General features: G+C 69.6%; 13 protein-coding genes. 8 read left to right on the top strand and 5 right to left on the bottom strand.

Annotated elements, in window-relative coordinates; all coding sequences use genetic code 11:
• On the bottom strand, positions 1-471 hold the full coding sequence (locus tag ACFY3J_RS00595; protein ID WP_384173606.1) for a GNAT family N-acetyltransferase: 471 nt from the start codon (positions 469-471) through the stop codon (positions 1-3).
• 105 nt (positions 472-576) lie between these two features.
• On the opposite strand from ACFY3J_RS00595, the gene ACFY3J_RS00590 reads away from it, so the two are divergent.
• The gene (locus tag ACFY3J_RS00590; RefSeq protein ID WP_384173609.1) at positions 577-1050 is read left to right on the top strand and encodes a MerR family transcriptional regulator; all 474 of its coding nucleotides are present in this window, start codon (positions 577-579) and stop codon (positions 1048-1050) included.
• An 85-nt stretch (positions 1051-1135) separates the two neighbouring features.
• Positions 1136-2158, top strand: coding sequence for an aldo/keto reductase (locus ACFY3J_RS00585; protein ID WP_390839660.1), 1023 nt, complete (start codon positions 1136-1138; stop codon positions 2156-2158).
• Between the two features lie 76 nt (positions 2159-2234).
• Here the strand turns inward: ACFY3J_RS00585 and ACFY3J_RS00580 are convergent, their stop codons facing one another.
• The 3 genes from ACFY3J_RS00580 to ACFY3J_RS00570 all read right to left on the bottom strand — a co-directional run bounded on the left by ACFY3J_RS00580 (position 2235) and on the right by ACFY3J_RS00570 (position 5216).
• Complete coding sequence (locus ACFY3J_RS00580; protein WP_390839657.1) at positions 2235-3089, bottom strand: DUF4429 domain-containing protein; 855 nt, start codon at positions 3087-3089, stop codon at positions 2235-2237.
• 67 nt (positions 3090-3156) lie between these two features.
• Entirely contained in the window at positions 3157-4374 is a 1218-nt protein-coding gene (locus ACFY3J_RS00575) for an alpha/beta hydrolase (RefSeq protein ID WP_384173618.1), read from the bottom strand.
• Positions 4375-4523: 149 nt separating this feature from the next.
• Entirely contained in the window at positions 4524-5216 is a 693-nt protein-coding gene (locus ACFY3J_RS00570) for a TetR family transcriptional regulator (protein WP_384173621.1), read from the bottom strand.
• A gap of 142 nt (positions 5217-5358) precedes the next feature.
• Between ACFY3J_RS00570 and ACFY3J_RS00565 the strand changes: the two genes are divergently transcribed.
• Positions 5359-6978: an MFS transporter gene (locus ACFY3J_RS00565; protein WP_384173624.1), complete on the top strand. Its 1620-nt coding sequence runs from the start codon at positions 5359-5361 to the stop codon at positions 6976-6978.
• Positions 6979-7276: 298 nt separating this feature from the next.
• Here ACFY3J_RS00565 and aceE read toward each other — a convergent pair whose 3' ends face one another.
• Positions 7277-10024 (bottom strand): pyruvate dehydrogenase (acetyl-transferring), homodimeric type, encoded by a 2748-nt coding sequence (aceE, locus tag ACFY3J_RS00560; protein WP_384173627.1) that lies wholly within the window; start codon positions 10022-10024, stop codon positions 7277-7279.
• Between the two features lie 415 nt (positions 10025-10439).
• Between aceE and ACFY3J_RS00555 the strand changes: the two genes are divergently transcribed.
• The 5 genes from ACFY3J_RS00555 (at position 10440) to ACFY3J_RS00535 (ending at position 14060) form a co-directional block, all read left to right on the top strand.
• Complete coding sequence (locus ACFY3J_RS00555; protein ID WP_225075000.1) at positions 10440-10877, top strand: DUF3052 domain-containing protein; 438 nt, start codon at positions 10440-10442, stop codon at positions 10875-10877.
• Positions 10878-10995: 118 nt separating this feature from the next.
• Positions 10996-11454, top strand: a complete 459-nt coding sequence (locus tag ACFY3J_RS00550; protein ID WP_390839655.1) for a peroxiredoxin — start codon at positions 10996-10998, stop codon at positions 11452-11454.
• Positions 11455-11590: 136 nt separating this feature from the next.
• Positions 11591-12166, top strand: a complete 576-nt coding sequence (locus ACFY3J_RS00545) for a TerD family protein (RefSeq protein WP_384173631.1) — start codon at positions 11591-11593, stop codon at positions 12164-12166.
• A gap of 115 nt (positions 12167-12281) precedes the next feature.
• On the top strand, positions 12282-12860 hold the full coding sequence (locus ACFY3J_RS00540; protein ID WP_384173634.1) for a TerD family protein: 579 nt from the start codon (positions 12282-12284) through the stop codon (positions 12858-12860).
• Positions 12861-12911: 51 nt separating this feature from the next.
• Entirely contained in the window at positions 12912-14060 is a 1149-nt protein-coding gene (locus ACFY3J_RS00535) for a DUF475 domain-containing protein (RefSeq protein WP_384173637.1), read from the top strand.
• The last annotated feature ends 86 nt before the right edge of the window (positions 14061-14146 follow it).

Genomic DNA, 14146 nt, shown 5'->3' with positions numbered 1-14146 from the left:
TCACAGCCACAGCTCCAGCAACGGGTCGGGCTTGGGCCGGAAGCCGAGGGAGGTGTACAGCGGTGCCCCCTCGGTGGACGTGGTGAGCTGCACCCGGCCGGCACCGCGCTCGCGGAACCACTCCAGCAGCGTTTCCATGCACGCGCGCGCGTACCCGCGACGGCGGGCGTCCGGATCCGTCGCGACGCTGAAGACGTAGCCGACCGTGCCCCCCGGATGGCCCGCCCGGCCGATCCGGTAGTCGATCGTGCCCGCCACCAGCGCGGCCAGCGCCCCCGGTCGTTCCGGATGGTCCACGACGTACGCCGCGAAGTCCCCGTCCGGCTCGGCCAGCTTCGCGCGCAGGGTGGGCAGGGACTCCGCGTGCCAGTCGGTGGAAGGATCGGTGCCGTGGACCGAGTCGATCATCACCTGGCGCAGTCGCAGCACTTCCGCGGCGTCCTCGGGCCCAGCACGTCGTACGAGACTCATGTCCGGCACGCTAGTCACCGCGCCCGCCCCGCGTCGCGCGCATTTCTCGCCGCCCTGCCGGGTTCCGCTTGCTTGGAGTGCACTCCAAGGTCATAGCGTGGGGCCATGACGGTGACGCAGACCACGGCCGTGACCATCGAGGAGACCGAGGAAGCCCCCACCGGCGCCGACCTCTGCTCCGCCGCACCCCGGCGGCACCCACGCCCCGACGGGCAGGACGGCTACACGATCAGCGAGGTCGTCGCCTTCACCGGGCTGACGGCCCACACCCTGCGCTGGTACGAGCGGATCGGCCTGATGCCCCACGTCGACCGCTCGCACACGGGCCAGCGCCGGTACACCAACCGCGACCTCGACTGGCTCGACCTGGTCGGCAAGCTCCGGCTGACCGGGATGCCGGTCGCCGACATGGTCCGGTACGCGGAGCTGGTGCGCGCGGGCGAGGGCACCTACGGCGACCGCCACGCGCTGCTGGAGGCGACCCGCCGGGACGTCCTGGCCCGGATCGCCGAACTCCGGGACACGCTGGCGGTACTGGACCGCAAGATCAGTTTCTACGCGGACGCCGGACGCCAGTGAGTGCGGACGCCACTGAACCGCGGACGCCGCTCAGAAGCCGGACGCCACCGGGAAGCGGACGCCCTTGAGGAGCGGAGACAACGCGATGACCGAGAGCAGGATCCCGACCGTACGGCTGGGCGAGGACGGACCGGAGGTCGGCGTACAGGGCCTCGGCTGCATGGGCATGAGCTTCGCCTACGGCCCCGCGGACGCGGGGGAGTCCCGCGCCACCCTGGAGCGGGCCCTGGAACTGGGCGTGACCCTCTACGACACGGCGGACGCCTACGGGCAGGGCGAGAACGAGCGGTTCCTCGCCCCGTTCCTCAAGTCGCACCGGGACGAGGTCGTGATCGCCACCAAGTTCGCCCTGTCGATCCCGCCCGACGAGCCGACCAGGCGGATCATCCGCAATGACCCGCCCTACGTACGGCAGGCCGTCGAGGCGAGCCTGGAGCGCCTGGACGTCGACGTGATCGACCTCTACTACATGCACCGCCGTGACGTGAACGTCCCGATCGAGGAGAGCGTCGGGACCATGGCCGACCTGGTGCGCGAGGGCAAGGTGAAGCACCTGGGTCTGAGCGAGGTCACGGCCGACGAGCTGCGGGCCGCGCGGGCCGTGCACCCGATCGCCGCCGTCCAGTCGGAGTGGTCGCTGTTCAGCCGCGACATCGAGACGCACGTGGTGCCCGCGGCGCGCGATCTCGGTGTGGCGCTGGTGCCGTACTCGCCACTCGGGCGGGGCTTTCTGACCGGCGGGTTCGTCGACGCCGCGAAGGAGCTGACCGGCGACGACTTCCGCCGCACCATGCCCCGCTTCCAGGGGGAGAACGCGGTGGCCAACGCCGCCCTGCTGGAGCCGGTCCGCACGGTCGCGAAGGCCCACGGAGCCTCACTCGCGCAGATCGCCCTGGCCTGGGTGCAGCAGCGGTCGTCCGTGCACGGTCTCCCGGTCGTCCAGATCCCCGGCACCCGCAAACCGAGCCGGGTGGAGGAGAACGTGGCGGCGACGCGGATCGTGCTGACCGAGGAGGAGCTGGCACTGCTGGAGCCGATCGCCGCGAAGGTGTCGGGCGCGCGTTACGCCGACATGTCGTTCACGTCGCGGGGCCGGGAGCAGCGGTGACCGTCCGCCGCCGGGTGCGGCCGGACGGAAGCCCGCCCGTGCCGCGCCGACGGCACGGGCGCCCCTGGCCGGGCCGCTACAGCTCGGCCAGGAGTTCCGCCTTCTTCAGCGAGAACTCCTCGTCGGTCACCAGCCCCGCCTGATGCAGTTCCCCGAGGTGGCGGATCCGCTCCGCGATGTCCGCGGGGTCGCGGCGCGGGGCCGGCACCGGCACCGGCGCGGGCGTGCCCGCCGCCCGCACCGCGGCCAGTACGGCCGCGGCGAACGGCAGTGACTCGTGCACGGGCCCGTACCCGAGCCCGAACACCACCGCGGCCGGATCCTGATCCGGCTGCTGCGACTGCGCGGCGGCACCCGGATCGCGTGGCAGCAACCGCAGATGCCCCTCGAACACCTCGGGCGAGCGCCACTCCACCCCGCCCATGTCGGCGACGGGGAAGCTCTGGTCGCCGGCCTTCCACTTGGCCGAGGACGCTCCCGTCCACGACCACCGGAACCGCACCGCCGTACCGTCGAAGGACGCCTTCCCGTCGTAGGCCTTGAACTGCTGAGGGGCCCGCGGTGCCGCCACCAGGTGGCGGTCGGCCGGTCCGTTCGCGGAGAGGCGGGCGCGCAGTTCCTCGGCGTAGTACTCGGCCAGCGTCTCCCGCTCGGCCGGCAGCACCAGCCGATACGGGTCGCACCCCTCCTTGAGCTGCCCGTCGGCCGCCTCCATCAGCGGATCGGCGCCCGGTCTGGGCTCGGCACTCAGGACCACGGTGCCGCGTCGGCCCGCGGTGAGCGTCACGCCTGCGAGGGCCGCCAGCGGGATCCGGCGGGCACCGAGGGCCTGTAAGAGCTTGGGTGTTCGAATCCCCCGTTCGTAGCGGATGAGCACGGAATCGGACTCGAACTCCCAGGCAGCGTGAAATCCGGCCAGTACGTCACCCATGCGGCTCATCGTAGGGGGCACAAAGCTCCTTCGTCCCTCCCCGGGCGGACCGCAGTTCCTGCTGTCTCTACGCGCGTCCGGCCGGTGTCGCGCCGGACAAATCCGCCCGGCATCCGTCATCGTCATGTGCGCACCGCACCGACCCGTACGAGCCGACCCCGATCTCGGCGAAGTTCGCCAGACTGTCGGTGCCCGGCTCGAAGTAGCCGGCGTGGCCCTTGGCGCCCCGTGCCGACAGCACCCGTGCCCCGAAGTCCGCGGAGACCGGGTCGGCGCCGTGGCCGAGGCCGCCGAGTTCGAGGTAGGGCACGTCCTGGATCCAGTCGGTGGCGTCCCGCATCGCCCACACCCGGGCGGAGGTGTGCAGATGGGAGACGCTCCGCACCCGCATGCCGGGGCTTGCGGCCACCGCTATGTCGGACACCCGCTGCGGCAGCGCCCGCGCGGCGACGCCGCACACCACCGACCCGTAGCTGTGGCAGAACAACGAGACGGACGAGTCACCGGGCAGTCCCCGCAGCAGCTTGTTCAGCCGCACCGCGCCCTCCTCGGCGCGCATCGCCGTGGCCGCGTCCACGCCGAGCCCGCTGGGCGAGGTGTAGTCGGCCCAGGCGATCACGGCCGTGCGGGTCGAGGGGGCCGCCCTGCGCTCGGCCGCGTACAGCGACTTCGCCATCCCGTACGGCGCCGAGTACGGGCGGTAGGTCTTCCGGAAGGTGAACAGGTCGGTGTCGACGCCGGGGACGACGACGGAGACCCGCTCGGCTCTCCCCAGGTCGCCGAAGACCTCGGCGACCCGGCCCGTCCCGTCGGGATCGAAGGCCAGGATCTGCCGGTCCTTCGCCATCAGCGAGGTGTAGCGCTGCATACGGCGGCCCGCGTCCTGCTGCCCGACCGGTGAGAGCCTGCTGTCGTGCATACGGGCCAGCTCGACCTTGCGTGCCTGGTGGAGCGCGATGCGGTTGGCCTGGTAGCGCAGCCGGACCGGGGCGCCGTCCATGTTGCCGACCGCGAGCGGGTAGCGACGGGCGAGCCGGCCGCGGTCCTGCGCGCCGAGCGAGGCGAAGAAGCGCCGCAGCAGGGTGGGGGAGGCGTCCGCGTCCGGCAGCCGGTGCCCGTGCAGGCGGCCGTGGTCCCAGGCGGTCAGCGACGCCTGGAGGGCGGTGGTTCCGCGATGACCGCGCACCGCGGTCCAGCCGGTGGTGGCCAGCATCACGAAGACCACGGCCAGCGCGAGCAGTGCGCGCCAGACGTTGAGTTGTGGGGAGGTGCCGAAGGAAGTCACTGGGAGGACACACTAGGAGAACGAGACGGTCTCGCGTTAACCGAGTGACAGGTATCACGTTTCGAGCAGTGTGACGGTGACCTCAGCCGGTGAGCGTGTCCAAGATCGGTCCGGCGTAAGGCAGTTCAAGATCGGTGGAATGTCCGGGCTCAAGGCCGCGGGCTCGTACGCCAGTTCCCGGTGAGCGCGGGGCCCACCTGGTCGAGGTACGCGGCGGTGAGTTCCCGCATGGCCTCCTGACCGGCGCCCTCACGTGTGCTCCACTGACGGCTCGTCACCCGCATCACCGCGCCGAACACGGCCACCGCCAGCCGCGGCCGCGGATCGGCGTCCACGTCGAGGCCCTCGCGCTCGGCGAGCAGCCGCGCGATCTGCTCCTCGGTCTCCGCCGAACGGCGCAGATGCTCGGCGAGCAGGGACGGCGTCGACTCGATCACCCGGAACATGCGCAGGTACAGCTCCACGGGCACGACGCTCCCCACGGCGTCGCTGATCGTGTCCCAGCCCTCCAGCAGGCCCCGGCGCAGCGCCTCCAGCGGAGCCTCCCCGGGCGGGCGGGCGCGCAGCGAGTCGACGAAGTGCGCCTCCACGATCTCCTGCACGGCGAAGGCGGCCTCCTCCTTGCCGGGGAAGTAGCGGAAGAAGGTGCGCTGGGAGACGTCGACGGCCTCGGCGATCTCGTCGACCGTCGTTCGTTCGTACCCCTGGGTGGTGAACAGTTCCAGCGCCGCCCGCAGCAGTGCGTCGCGGGTGCGCCGCTTCTTGCGTTCACGCAGTCCCGGCCGTGCCGCCGTCCGCGACACCGTCCGTGGCGCCGTCCCGGCGGTCCCCGCCGTCTCCATGGACCTCTCCGGACTTCTCTTCCGCACCGCTTCCCCGAACGCGAACCGATTCCCCTGATCAGACTATAGGGGAGTGACATGTCAGTTACCGACTTGTGAATTGGTTTGTCGTTTGTCAGTGACTGTCATTAGCCTCGAATCCATGACTAGTCAGACCACCATCGACACGACGGGGCCGGGGGACAAAGCCCCAGCGGGCCCATCGGACCCCACGCCGGCCAAGGGGCTGCGAGGGCACCCGTGGGTCACCCTGATCACCGTCGCCGTAGGGGTCATGATGGTGGCCCTCGACGGCACCATCGTGGCCATCGCCAACCCCGTCATCGGCAAGGAGCTGCACGCGACCCTCGCCGACGTGCAGTGGATCACCAACGCCTACTTCCTCGCCCTCGCGGTCTCCCTGATCACCGCGGGCAAGCTCGGTGACCGCTTCGGGCACCGGCAGACCTTCCTCATCGGCGTGACCGGCTTCGCCGCCGCGTCGGGCGCCATCGGCCTGTCGAACAGCATCGCCATGGTCATCACCTTCCGGGTCTTCCAGGGCCTGTTCGGGGCGCTGCTGATGCCGGCCGCGCTCGGTCTGCTGCGGGCCACCTTCCCGGCCGAGAAGCTGAACATGGCCATCGGCATCTGGGGCATGGTCATCGGTGCCTCCACCGCCGGCGGCCCGATCCTCGGCGGTGTGCTCGTCGAGCACGTCAACTGGCAGTCGGTGTTCTTCATCAACGTGCCCGTCGGCGCCCTCGCCCTGATCCTGGGCCTGCTGATCCTGCTCGACCACCGCGCCAAGAACGCGCCGCGCTCCTTCGACATCCCCGGCATCGTCCTGCTCTCCGGAGCGATGTTCTGCCTGGTGTGGGCCCTGATCAAGGCTCCGGCCTGGGGCTGGGGCGACGGTACGACGTGGGCGTACATCGCCGCGTCCGCGCTCGGCTTCGCCGCCTTCGCCTTCTGGGAGACGAAGGTGAAGGAGCCGCTGATCCCGCTGGCGCTGTTCCGCTCGGTCCCGCTGTCCGCCGGCGTGGTGCTCATGGTGCTGATGGCCATCGCGTTCATGGGCGGCCTGTTCTTCGTCACCTTCTACCTCCAGAACGTGCACGGGATGAGCCCGATCGAGGCGGGTACGCACCTCCTCCCGCTCACCGGCATGATGATCGTCGGCTCCCCGCTCGCGGGCTTCATGATCACCAAGGTGGGCCCGCGCATCCCGCTGGCGGCCGGCATGGCCGCCACCGCGCTCGCCATGTACGGCATGTCCACGCTCGAGACGGGCACCAGCAGCCTCACCATGTCGATCTGGTTCGCCCTGCTCGGCCTCGGCCTCGCCCCCGTCATGGTCGGTGCCACCGAGGTCATCGTCGGCAACGCGCCCCTGGAGCTGTCCGGTGTGGCCGGCGGGCTCCAGCAGTCCGCCATGCAGATCGGCGGCAGCCTCGGTACGGCCGTGCTGGGCGCCGTGATGGCCTCCAAGGTCAACAACGATCTGGCCGGCAACTGGAAGGACGCGGGGCTCCCGCCGCTCACCCCCGCCCAGCTGGACCAGGCCTCCGAGGCGGTCCAGTTCGGCGCGGCGCCGGTGCCGCAGGGCACGCCCGAGATGATCGCCACGAAGATCACCACCGTCGCGCACGACACCTTCATCTCCGGCATGAGCCTCGCCTCCCTCGTCGCCGCCGCAATCGCGGCCGTGGCCGTCCTCGTGGCGCTGCTCACCAAGCGCGGGGAGAACGCGGAGGCGGGCGCGGGCGTCGGCCACATCTGAGGACCCCTTCGAGCGGCGGAGTTCGCCCGTCAGGGTGACTCCGCCGAAGTTCCCTCGCCTCCGGTCCGCACCTCAGGTGACAGTGGGTCAAGTCCTCCGCAGAAGGCGGGGGAGAAGAGGCCGCGGCGCGCTGCCGGAGGGGGGGCAGCGCGCGGGCGGCTCGCGATGGGCCGCACCTGGACGGGCGCCCGCTCGCTCCCGGCCCTGGTCGCCGTGGTCTTCCGACATCGGAGAAGGGAGGGCGGCGGGCCATCGGCCCGCCGCCCTCCCTTCTCCGGCTCCAGGCGCCTCTCCGGCTCTAGGCGTCGCCGCCCGCCGTGCCCGGGTCGGCCGCCGACACCTCCAGGATCCGGTAGCGGTCGAGGGCCTGCTTCAGCACCGACCGGTCGACCTTGCCCTCGCGGGCCAGCTCCGTCAGCACCGCCAGCACGATCGACTGGGCGTCGATGTGGAAGAACCGCCGGGCCGCCCCACGGGTGTCGGCGAAGCCGAAGCCGTCGGCGCCCAGCGACTGGTACGTCCCCGGCACCCACCGCGCGATCTGGTCCGGCACCGAGCGCATCCAGTCGGAGACGGCCACGAACGGCCCCTCGGCCGCGCTCAGCCTCCGCGTCAGCCACGGCACCCGCTGCTCCTCCTCCGGGTGCAGCAGGTTGTACTCCTCGCACGCCACGGCCTCGCGCCGCAGCTCGTTCCAGGAGGTCGCGGACCAGACGCCGGCCCTGACGTTCCACTCCTCGGCGAGGATCCGCTGGGCCTCGAGGGCCCACGGGACCGCCACGCCCGACGCCATGATCTGCGCCGGGATGTCGCCCGCCGTGCCCTCGCCGAGCCGGTGCAGGCCCTTGAGGATGCCCTCGACGTCCACGTCCACCGGCTCGGCCGGCTGCTGGATCGGCTCGTTGTAGACGGTGAGGTAGTAGAAGACGTCCTCGCCGTGCGGATGCCGCTCGTCGCCGCCGTACATGCGGCGCAGGCCGTCCTGCACGATGTGCGCGATCTCGTACCCGTACGCCGGGTCGTAGGCCACGCACGCCGGGTTGGTGGAGGCCAGCAGCTGGGAGTGGCCGTCGGCGTGCTGGAGACCCTCACCGGTCAGGGTCGTGCGGCCGGCGGTCGCGCCCAGGACGAAACCGCGCGCCAGCTGGTCGGCCATCTGCCAGAACTGGTCGCCGGTGCGCTGGAATCCGAACATCGAGTAGAAGACGTACACCGGGATCAGCGGCTCGCCGTGGGTGGCGTAGGCCGAGCCCGCCGCGATCAGCGAGGCCGTGCAGCCCGCCTCGGAGATGCCGTCGTGCAGCATCTGCCCGGTCGGCGACTCCTTGTAGGCGAGCAGCAGATCGCGGTCGACGGACTCGTACTGCTGGCCGAGCGGGTTGTAGATCTTCGCACTCGGGAAGAAGGAGTCCATGCCGAACGTGCGGTACTCGTCCGGCGCGATCAGCACGAACCGCCTGCCGATCTCCTTGTCCCGCATGAGGTCCTTCAGCAGTCGCACGAAGGCCATGGTGGTCGCGATGGACTGCTGGCCCGAGCCCTTCTTCACGGACGCGTACGTCCGGTCGCCCGGCAGTTCGAGCGGCTTGCTGCGCACGATCCGGGTCGGCACATAGCCGCCGCAGCCCTTGCGGCGGTCGTGCATGTACTGGATCTCCTCGGTGTCCCGGCCCGGGTGGTAGTACGGCGGCGGGCCCGACTCCAGCTCCCTGTCGGAGATCGGCAGGTGCAGCCGGTCGCGGAAGCGCTTGAGGTCGTCGACCGTCAGCTTCTTCATCTGGTGGGTGGCGTTGCGGCCCTCGAAGTTCGGGCCGAGGGTCCAGCCCTTGACCGTCTTGGCCAGGATGACCGTCGGCTGGCCCTTGTGCTCCAGCGCCGCCTTGTACGCCGCGTAGATCTTGCGGTGGTCGTGGCCGCCGCGGCCGAGCATCAGGATCTGGTGGTCGGTCATGTTCTCGACCATCTTGCGCAGCCGGTGGTCCTCGCCGAAGAAGTGCTCGCGGATGTAGGCGCCGGACTCGGTGGCGTAGGTCTGGAACTGGCCGTCCGGCGTGGTGTTCATCTTGTTGACCAGCACGCCGTCGCGGTCCTGGGCCAGCAGCGGGTCCCAGGAGCGGTCCCAGATCAGCTTGATCACGTTCCAGCCGGCGCCCCGGAAGACCGACTCCAGCTCCTGGATGATCTTGCCGTTGCCGCGCACCGGGCCGTCCAGGCGCTGGAGGTTGCAGTTGACCACGAAGGTCAGGTTGTCCAGGCCCTCACGGGCGGCGATGGACAACTGGCCGAGCGACTCCGGCTCGTCCATCTCGCCGTCGCCGAGGAAGGCCCACACGTGCGAGTCGGAGGTGTCCGCGATCCCGCGCGCGTGCATGTACCGGTTCATCCGGGCCTGGAAGATCGCGCCGATCGGGCCGAGGCCCATGGAGACCGTCGGGAACTCCCAGAAGTCCGGCATCGAGCGTGGGTGCGGATAGCTGGACAGGCCGTACGGCGACTTGGACTTCTCCTGCCGGAAGCCGTCCAGGTGCTGTTCGGTGAGCCGGTCCAGCAGGTACGCGCGCGCGTAGATGCCCGGTGAGGCGTGCCCCTGGAAGAAGACCTGATCGCCGCCCCGGCCGTCGTCCTTGCCGCGGAAGAAGTGGTTGAAGCCGACGTCGTAGAGGGAGGCGGAGGAGGCGAAGGTGGCGATGTGGCCGCCGACGCCGATGCCCGGCCGCTGGGCGCGGGAGACCATCACCGCGGCGTTCCAGCGCGTGGCGTTGAGGATCTTGCGCTCGATCTCCTCGTTGCCGGGGAAGAACGGCTCGCTCTTGGTGGGGATCGTGTTGACGTAGTCCGTGCTGCGCATCTCGGGCACGGCCACGCGCTTCTCGCGGGCGCGCTCGATCAGCCGGAGCATGAGGTAGCGGGCCCGCTCCCGGCCCCGCTCGTCGACCGCGGCGTCGAGCGAGTCGAGCCACTCCTGGGTCTCCTCGGGATCGAAGTCAGGAACCTGACTCGGGAGGCCGCCAATGATGATCGGGTTTCGATCGGATCCGGAAGCCACGCTGTTCCTTACCTGTCAGAGGGCTGACATGTCTGGGGCGTATCTGGGTTCGTTCTGTTGGTTTCCTGGGTTCCTGTAGGTTTGTCTACCTGTGCCTGCACCGTTCCCCATCGTGTACCTCGCGCAAGCCGCACGTCATCTCTACCGCGGGGTAACCCTGGGGGTCCTTTCGGGCATCCCCTGCCCGGGCGCGTGCTTCCGAACACGCGAACCGGACAGAACGGTGTGGTGTGTGTCACCGCTGATCGCGATACCGTGTCAGGAGTTGCGGCGACACAGCCGGGATCGTCACCGTTTCGGCGGTCTGAACCGCCGGGTACTTGCGCGATCCGGCCCGCCCGTGTGGACTACGGCCAATGCTTCGCGCACGCGCGTGGCTGAAGACCTAAATCGCAACATCATCAGGAGGCAACCCGTGAGCGCGACCGCGGACCACGCGGAGGAGCGGACTAACCCGGCCGCCAGGCTGGGATTCCAGCCCGGGCAGGTGGTCCAGGAGATCGGCTACGACGACGACGTCGACCAGGACCTCCGCGAGGCCATCGAGGAAGCGAGCGGCAGCGAGCTCGTGGACGAGGACTACGACGACGTGGCCGACGCCGTGGTGCTGTGGTTCCGCGACGACGACGGCGACCTGACGGATGCACTGGTGGACGCCACCACGTACATCGAAGAGGGTGGCGCGATCCTGCTCCTCACACCGAAGACGGGCCGTTCGGGCTACGTGGAGCCGAGCGACATCTCGGAGGCCGCGACCACGGCGGGTCTGTCTGCGAGCAAGAGCGTCAGCGTCGGCAAGGACTGGAGCGGCAGCCGCCTCGCGACACCCAAGGCCGCCAAGTCCAAGAAGTAGCTCCACCTCGTCCCAGGACCCCGGACGGGCCGACTCGCGTCGGCCCGTCCGTCGGCCTGCGGTGGTCACTGCGTAGGGTGGCATCACCCGAACAGTCCCACCGAAGGGAAGCAGGACGATGGCGATCCAGGTCGGCGACAAGGCGCCCGACTTCGAACTCAAGGACAACCACGGCCGGACCGTGAGGCTGTCCGACTGCCGCGGCGAGAAGAACGTGGTGCTGCTCTTCTACCCGTTCGCCTTCACCGGTGTGTGCACCGGCGAGCTGTGCGCCCTGCGCGACAACCTGCCGAAGTTCGTCAACGACGACACCCAGCTGCTCGCCGTCTCCAACGACTCCATCCACACCCTGCGCGTCTTCGGTGAGCAGGAGGGCCTGGAGTACCCGCTGCTGAGCGATTTCTGGCCGCACGGCAACACTTCGCGCGCCTACGGCGTCTTCGACGAGGGCAAGGGCTGCGCGGTGCGCGGCACCTTCATCATCGACAAGGAGGGCGTCGTGCGGTGGACCGTGGTCAACGGCCTGCCGGACGCGCGCGACCTGAACGACTACGTGAAGGCGCTCGACACCCTGTGACCCGGTGTTCCCGACACCCGTGATTCTTCGGCTCCAGGGCCTGCGTGGCGCGGGAACCCGTCACTAGGATCGAGTCGTTGATCCCATATCCGATGCACGACGGGGCTCCCGGCCCCCGGACACCAATGGAGGACTCGTGGGAGTCAGCCTCAGCAAGGGCGGCAACGTATCGCTGACGAAGGAGGCCCCGGGCCTGACCGCGGTCCTCGTCGGCCTGGGCTGGGACGCCCGCACCACGACCGGCAGTGACTTCGACCTCGACGCCAGCGCGCTGCTGCTGAACAACTCCGGCAAGGTGGCCAGCGACCAGCACTTCGTCTTCTTCAACAACCTCAAGAGCCCGGACGGCTCGGTGGAGCACACCGGTGACAACCTCACCGGTGAGGGCGAGGGCGACGACGAGACGATCAAGGTCAACCTGGCCGGCGTGCCGGCCGACGTCGACAAGATCGTCTTCCCGGTCTCGATCTACGACGCCGAGAACCGCCAGCAGTCCTTCGGACAGGTGCGCAACGCCTACATCCGCGTGGTGAACCAGGCCGGCGGCCAGGAGATCGCGCGGTACGACCTCAGTGAGGACGCCTCCACCGAGACGGCCATGGTCTTCGGCGAGCTGTACCGCCACGGCGCGGAGTGGAAGTTCCGCGCCATCGGCCAGGGCTACGCGTCGGGCCTGCGCGGTATCGCGCAGGACTTCGGCGTGAACGTCTGAGTCCAGGTCTGCGCGGCTTCGCAGCAATCCCGACCCGTCCGGCGCCGCGCGTTTCAGCGCGGCGCCGGACGCGCAGGACAACCACACAGGCACCACCTCGGGGAGGACCAGCATCATGGGCGTCACGCTCGCCAAGGGAGGCAACGTCTCCCTCTCCAAAGCCGCACCGAACCTGACCAACGTCATGGTCGGACTCGGCTGGGAGGAGCGCTCCACCACCGGAGCCCCCTTCGACCTCGACGCCAGCGCGTTGCTGTGCAGCGGCGCCAACCGGGTGCTGGGCGACGAGTGGTTCGTGTTCTACAACCAGCTCACGAGCCCGGACGGCTCGGTGGAGCACACCGGCGACAACCTCACCGGTGAGGGCGAGGGCGACGACGAGACGATCCTGGTGGACCTCACCAGGGTGCCGACGCAGTGCGAGAAGATCGTCTTCCCGGTCTCCATCCACATGGCCGACGAGCGCGGCCAGACCTTCGGCCAGGTCTCCAACGCCTACATCCGCGTGGTCAACCAGGCGGACGGCGCGGAGCTCGCCCGCTACGACCTGAGCGAGGACGCCAGCACCGAAACCGCCATGATCTTCGGCGAGCTCTACCGCTACCACGGCGAATGGAAGTTCCGCGCCGTGGGCCAGGGGTACGCGTCGGGACTGCGCGGGATCGCTCTAGACTTCGGGGTCAACGTTTCGTAAAGGCATGTGCGGCGCGGGGGAGACCCGTACCGGATACGGATTGGGTAGCCAGTGCTTCTGAAAACTTTCGGCTGGTCGTTCGCGGTGACCGCGCTCGGCCTGGCCGCGGCGGTCTTGTACGGGGGGTGGACCGCCTTCGGGATCGTGGCGATCCTGTCCATCCTCGAGATCTCGCTGTCCTTCGACAACGCGGTCGTCAACGCCGGAATCCTGAAGAAGATGAACGCCTTCTGGCAGAAGATCTTCCTCACGATCGGCGTGCTCATCGCGGTCTTCGGCATGCGGCTGGTCTTCCCCGTCGTGATCGTCGCCGTCACCGCCAAGATGGGACCCGTCGAGGCGGTCGACCTCGCGCTCAACAACAAGGACCGCTACCAGCAGCTGGTCACGGACGCCCACCCGGCGATCGCCGCGTTCGGTGGCATGTTCCTGCTGATGATCTTCCTGGACTTCATCTTCGAGGACCGGGACATCAAGTGGCTGCACTGGATCGAGCGGCCGCTCGCCAAGCTGGGCAAGATCGACATGCTGTCGGTCTGCATCGCCCTGGTCGTGCTGCTCATCACCTCCTTCACCTTCGCCGCCAACGCCCACCAGCACGGCGGCGCGCACATCGACAAGGCGCAGACGGTGCTCATCGCCGGCATCGCCGGTCTGATCACGTACATGGTCGTCGGCGGACTGTCCGGCTACTTCGAGGACAAGCTCGAGGAAGAGGAGGAACGCGAGCACGAGGAGGAGGAAGAGGCCGCGCGCACCGGCAAGAAGCGCTCGGCGGTCGCCCTGGCCGGCAAGGCCGCGTTCTTCATGTTCCTCTACCTCGAGGTGCTCGACGCGTCCTTCTCCTTCGACGGCGTGATCGGCGCCTTCGCCATCACCAACGACATCGTCCTGATGGCCCTCGGCCTCGGCATCGGCGCCATGTACGTCCGTTCGCTCACGGTCTACCTGGTCCGCCAAGGCACCCTCGACGACTACGTCTACCTGGAGCACGGCGCCCACTACGCGATCGGCGCGCTGGCCGTGATCCTCATGGTCACCATCCAGTACGAGATCAACGAGGTGATCACCGGCCTGGTCGGCGTGGTCCTCATCGCCTGGTCCTTCTGGTCCTCGGTGCGCCGCAACCGCGCCCTGGCGGCGGCCGAGACGAGCGCCGCGGGGGCGGACGCGCAGAGCGAGGTCTCCTCAGGGGTGTGACAGCCCTCCGGGTGAGGGAACGCTCTTGTGCGGGGCGGCCGACGAGGACCGGGTCGAACCGGTCCTTCGGGGCCGCCCCGTCGCAT

It is taken from the genome of Streptomyces sp. NPDC001231, assembly GCF_042896885.1.
Lineage (GTDB): Bacteria > Actinomycetota > Actinomycetes > Streptomycetales > Streptomycetaceae > Streptomyces.
Note: the sequence above shows the minus strand (reverse complement) of the source record. Positions and strands in the feature narration are given on the sequence as shown.

Bases quoted from the DNA above. Each gene is read 5' to 3' on its own strand.
- ACFY3J_RS00580 (WP_390839657.1), bottom strand. From the start codon at position 3,089: ATGGGTGACGTACTGGCCGGATTTCACGCTGCCTGGGAGTTCGAGTCC.
- ACFY3J_RS00595 (WP_384173606.1), bottom strand. From the start codon at position 471: ATGAGTCTCGTACGACGTGCTGGGCCCGAGGACGCCGCGGAAGTGCTG.
- ACFY3J_RS00590 (WP_384173609.1), top strand. From the start codon at position 577: ATGACGGTGACGCAGACCACGGCCGTGACCATCGAGGAGACCGAGGAA.
- ACFY3J_RS00550 (WP_390839655.1), top strand. From the start codon at position 10,996: ATGGCGATCCAGGTCGGCGACAAGGCGCCCGACTTCGAACTCAAGGAC.
- ACFY3J_RS00565 (WP_384173624.1), top strand. From the start codon at position 5,359: ATGACTAGTCAGACCACCATCGACACGACGGGGCCGGGGGACAAAGCC.
- ACFY3J_RS00585 (WP_390839660.1), top strand. From the start codon at position 1,136: ATGACCGAGAGCAGGATCCCGACCGTACGGCTGGGCGAGGACGGACCG.
- ACFY3J_RS00540 (WP_384173634.1), top strand. From the start codon at position 12,282: ATGGGCGTCACGCTCGCCAAGGGAGGCAACGTCTCCCTCTCCAAAGCC.
- ACFY3J_RS00570 (WP_384173621.1), bottom strand. From the start codon at position 5,216: ATGGAGACGGCGGGGACCGCCGGGACGGCGCCACGGACGGTGTCGCGG.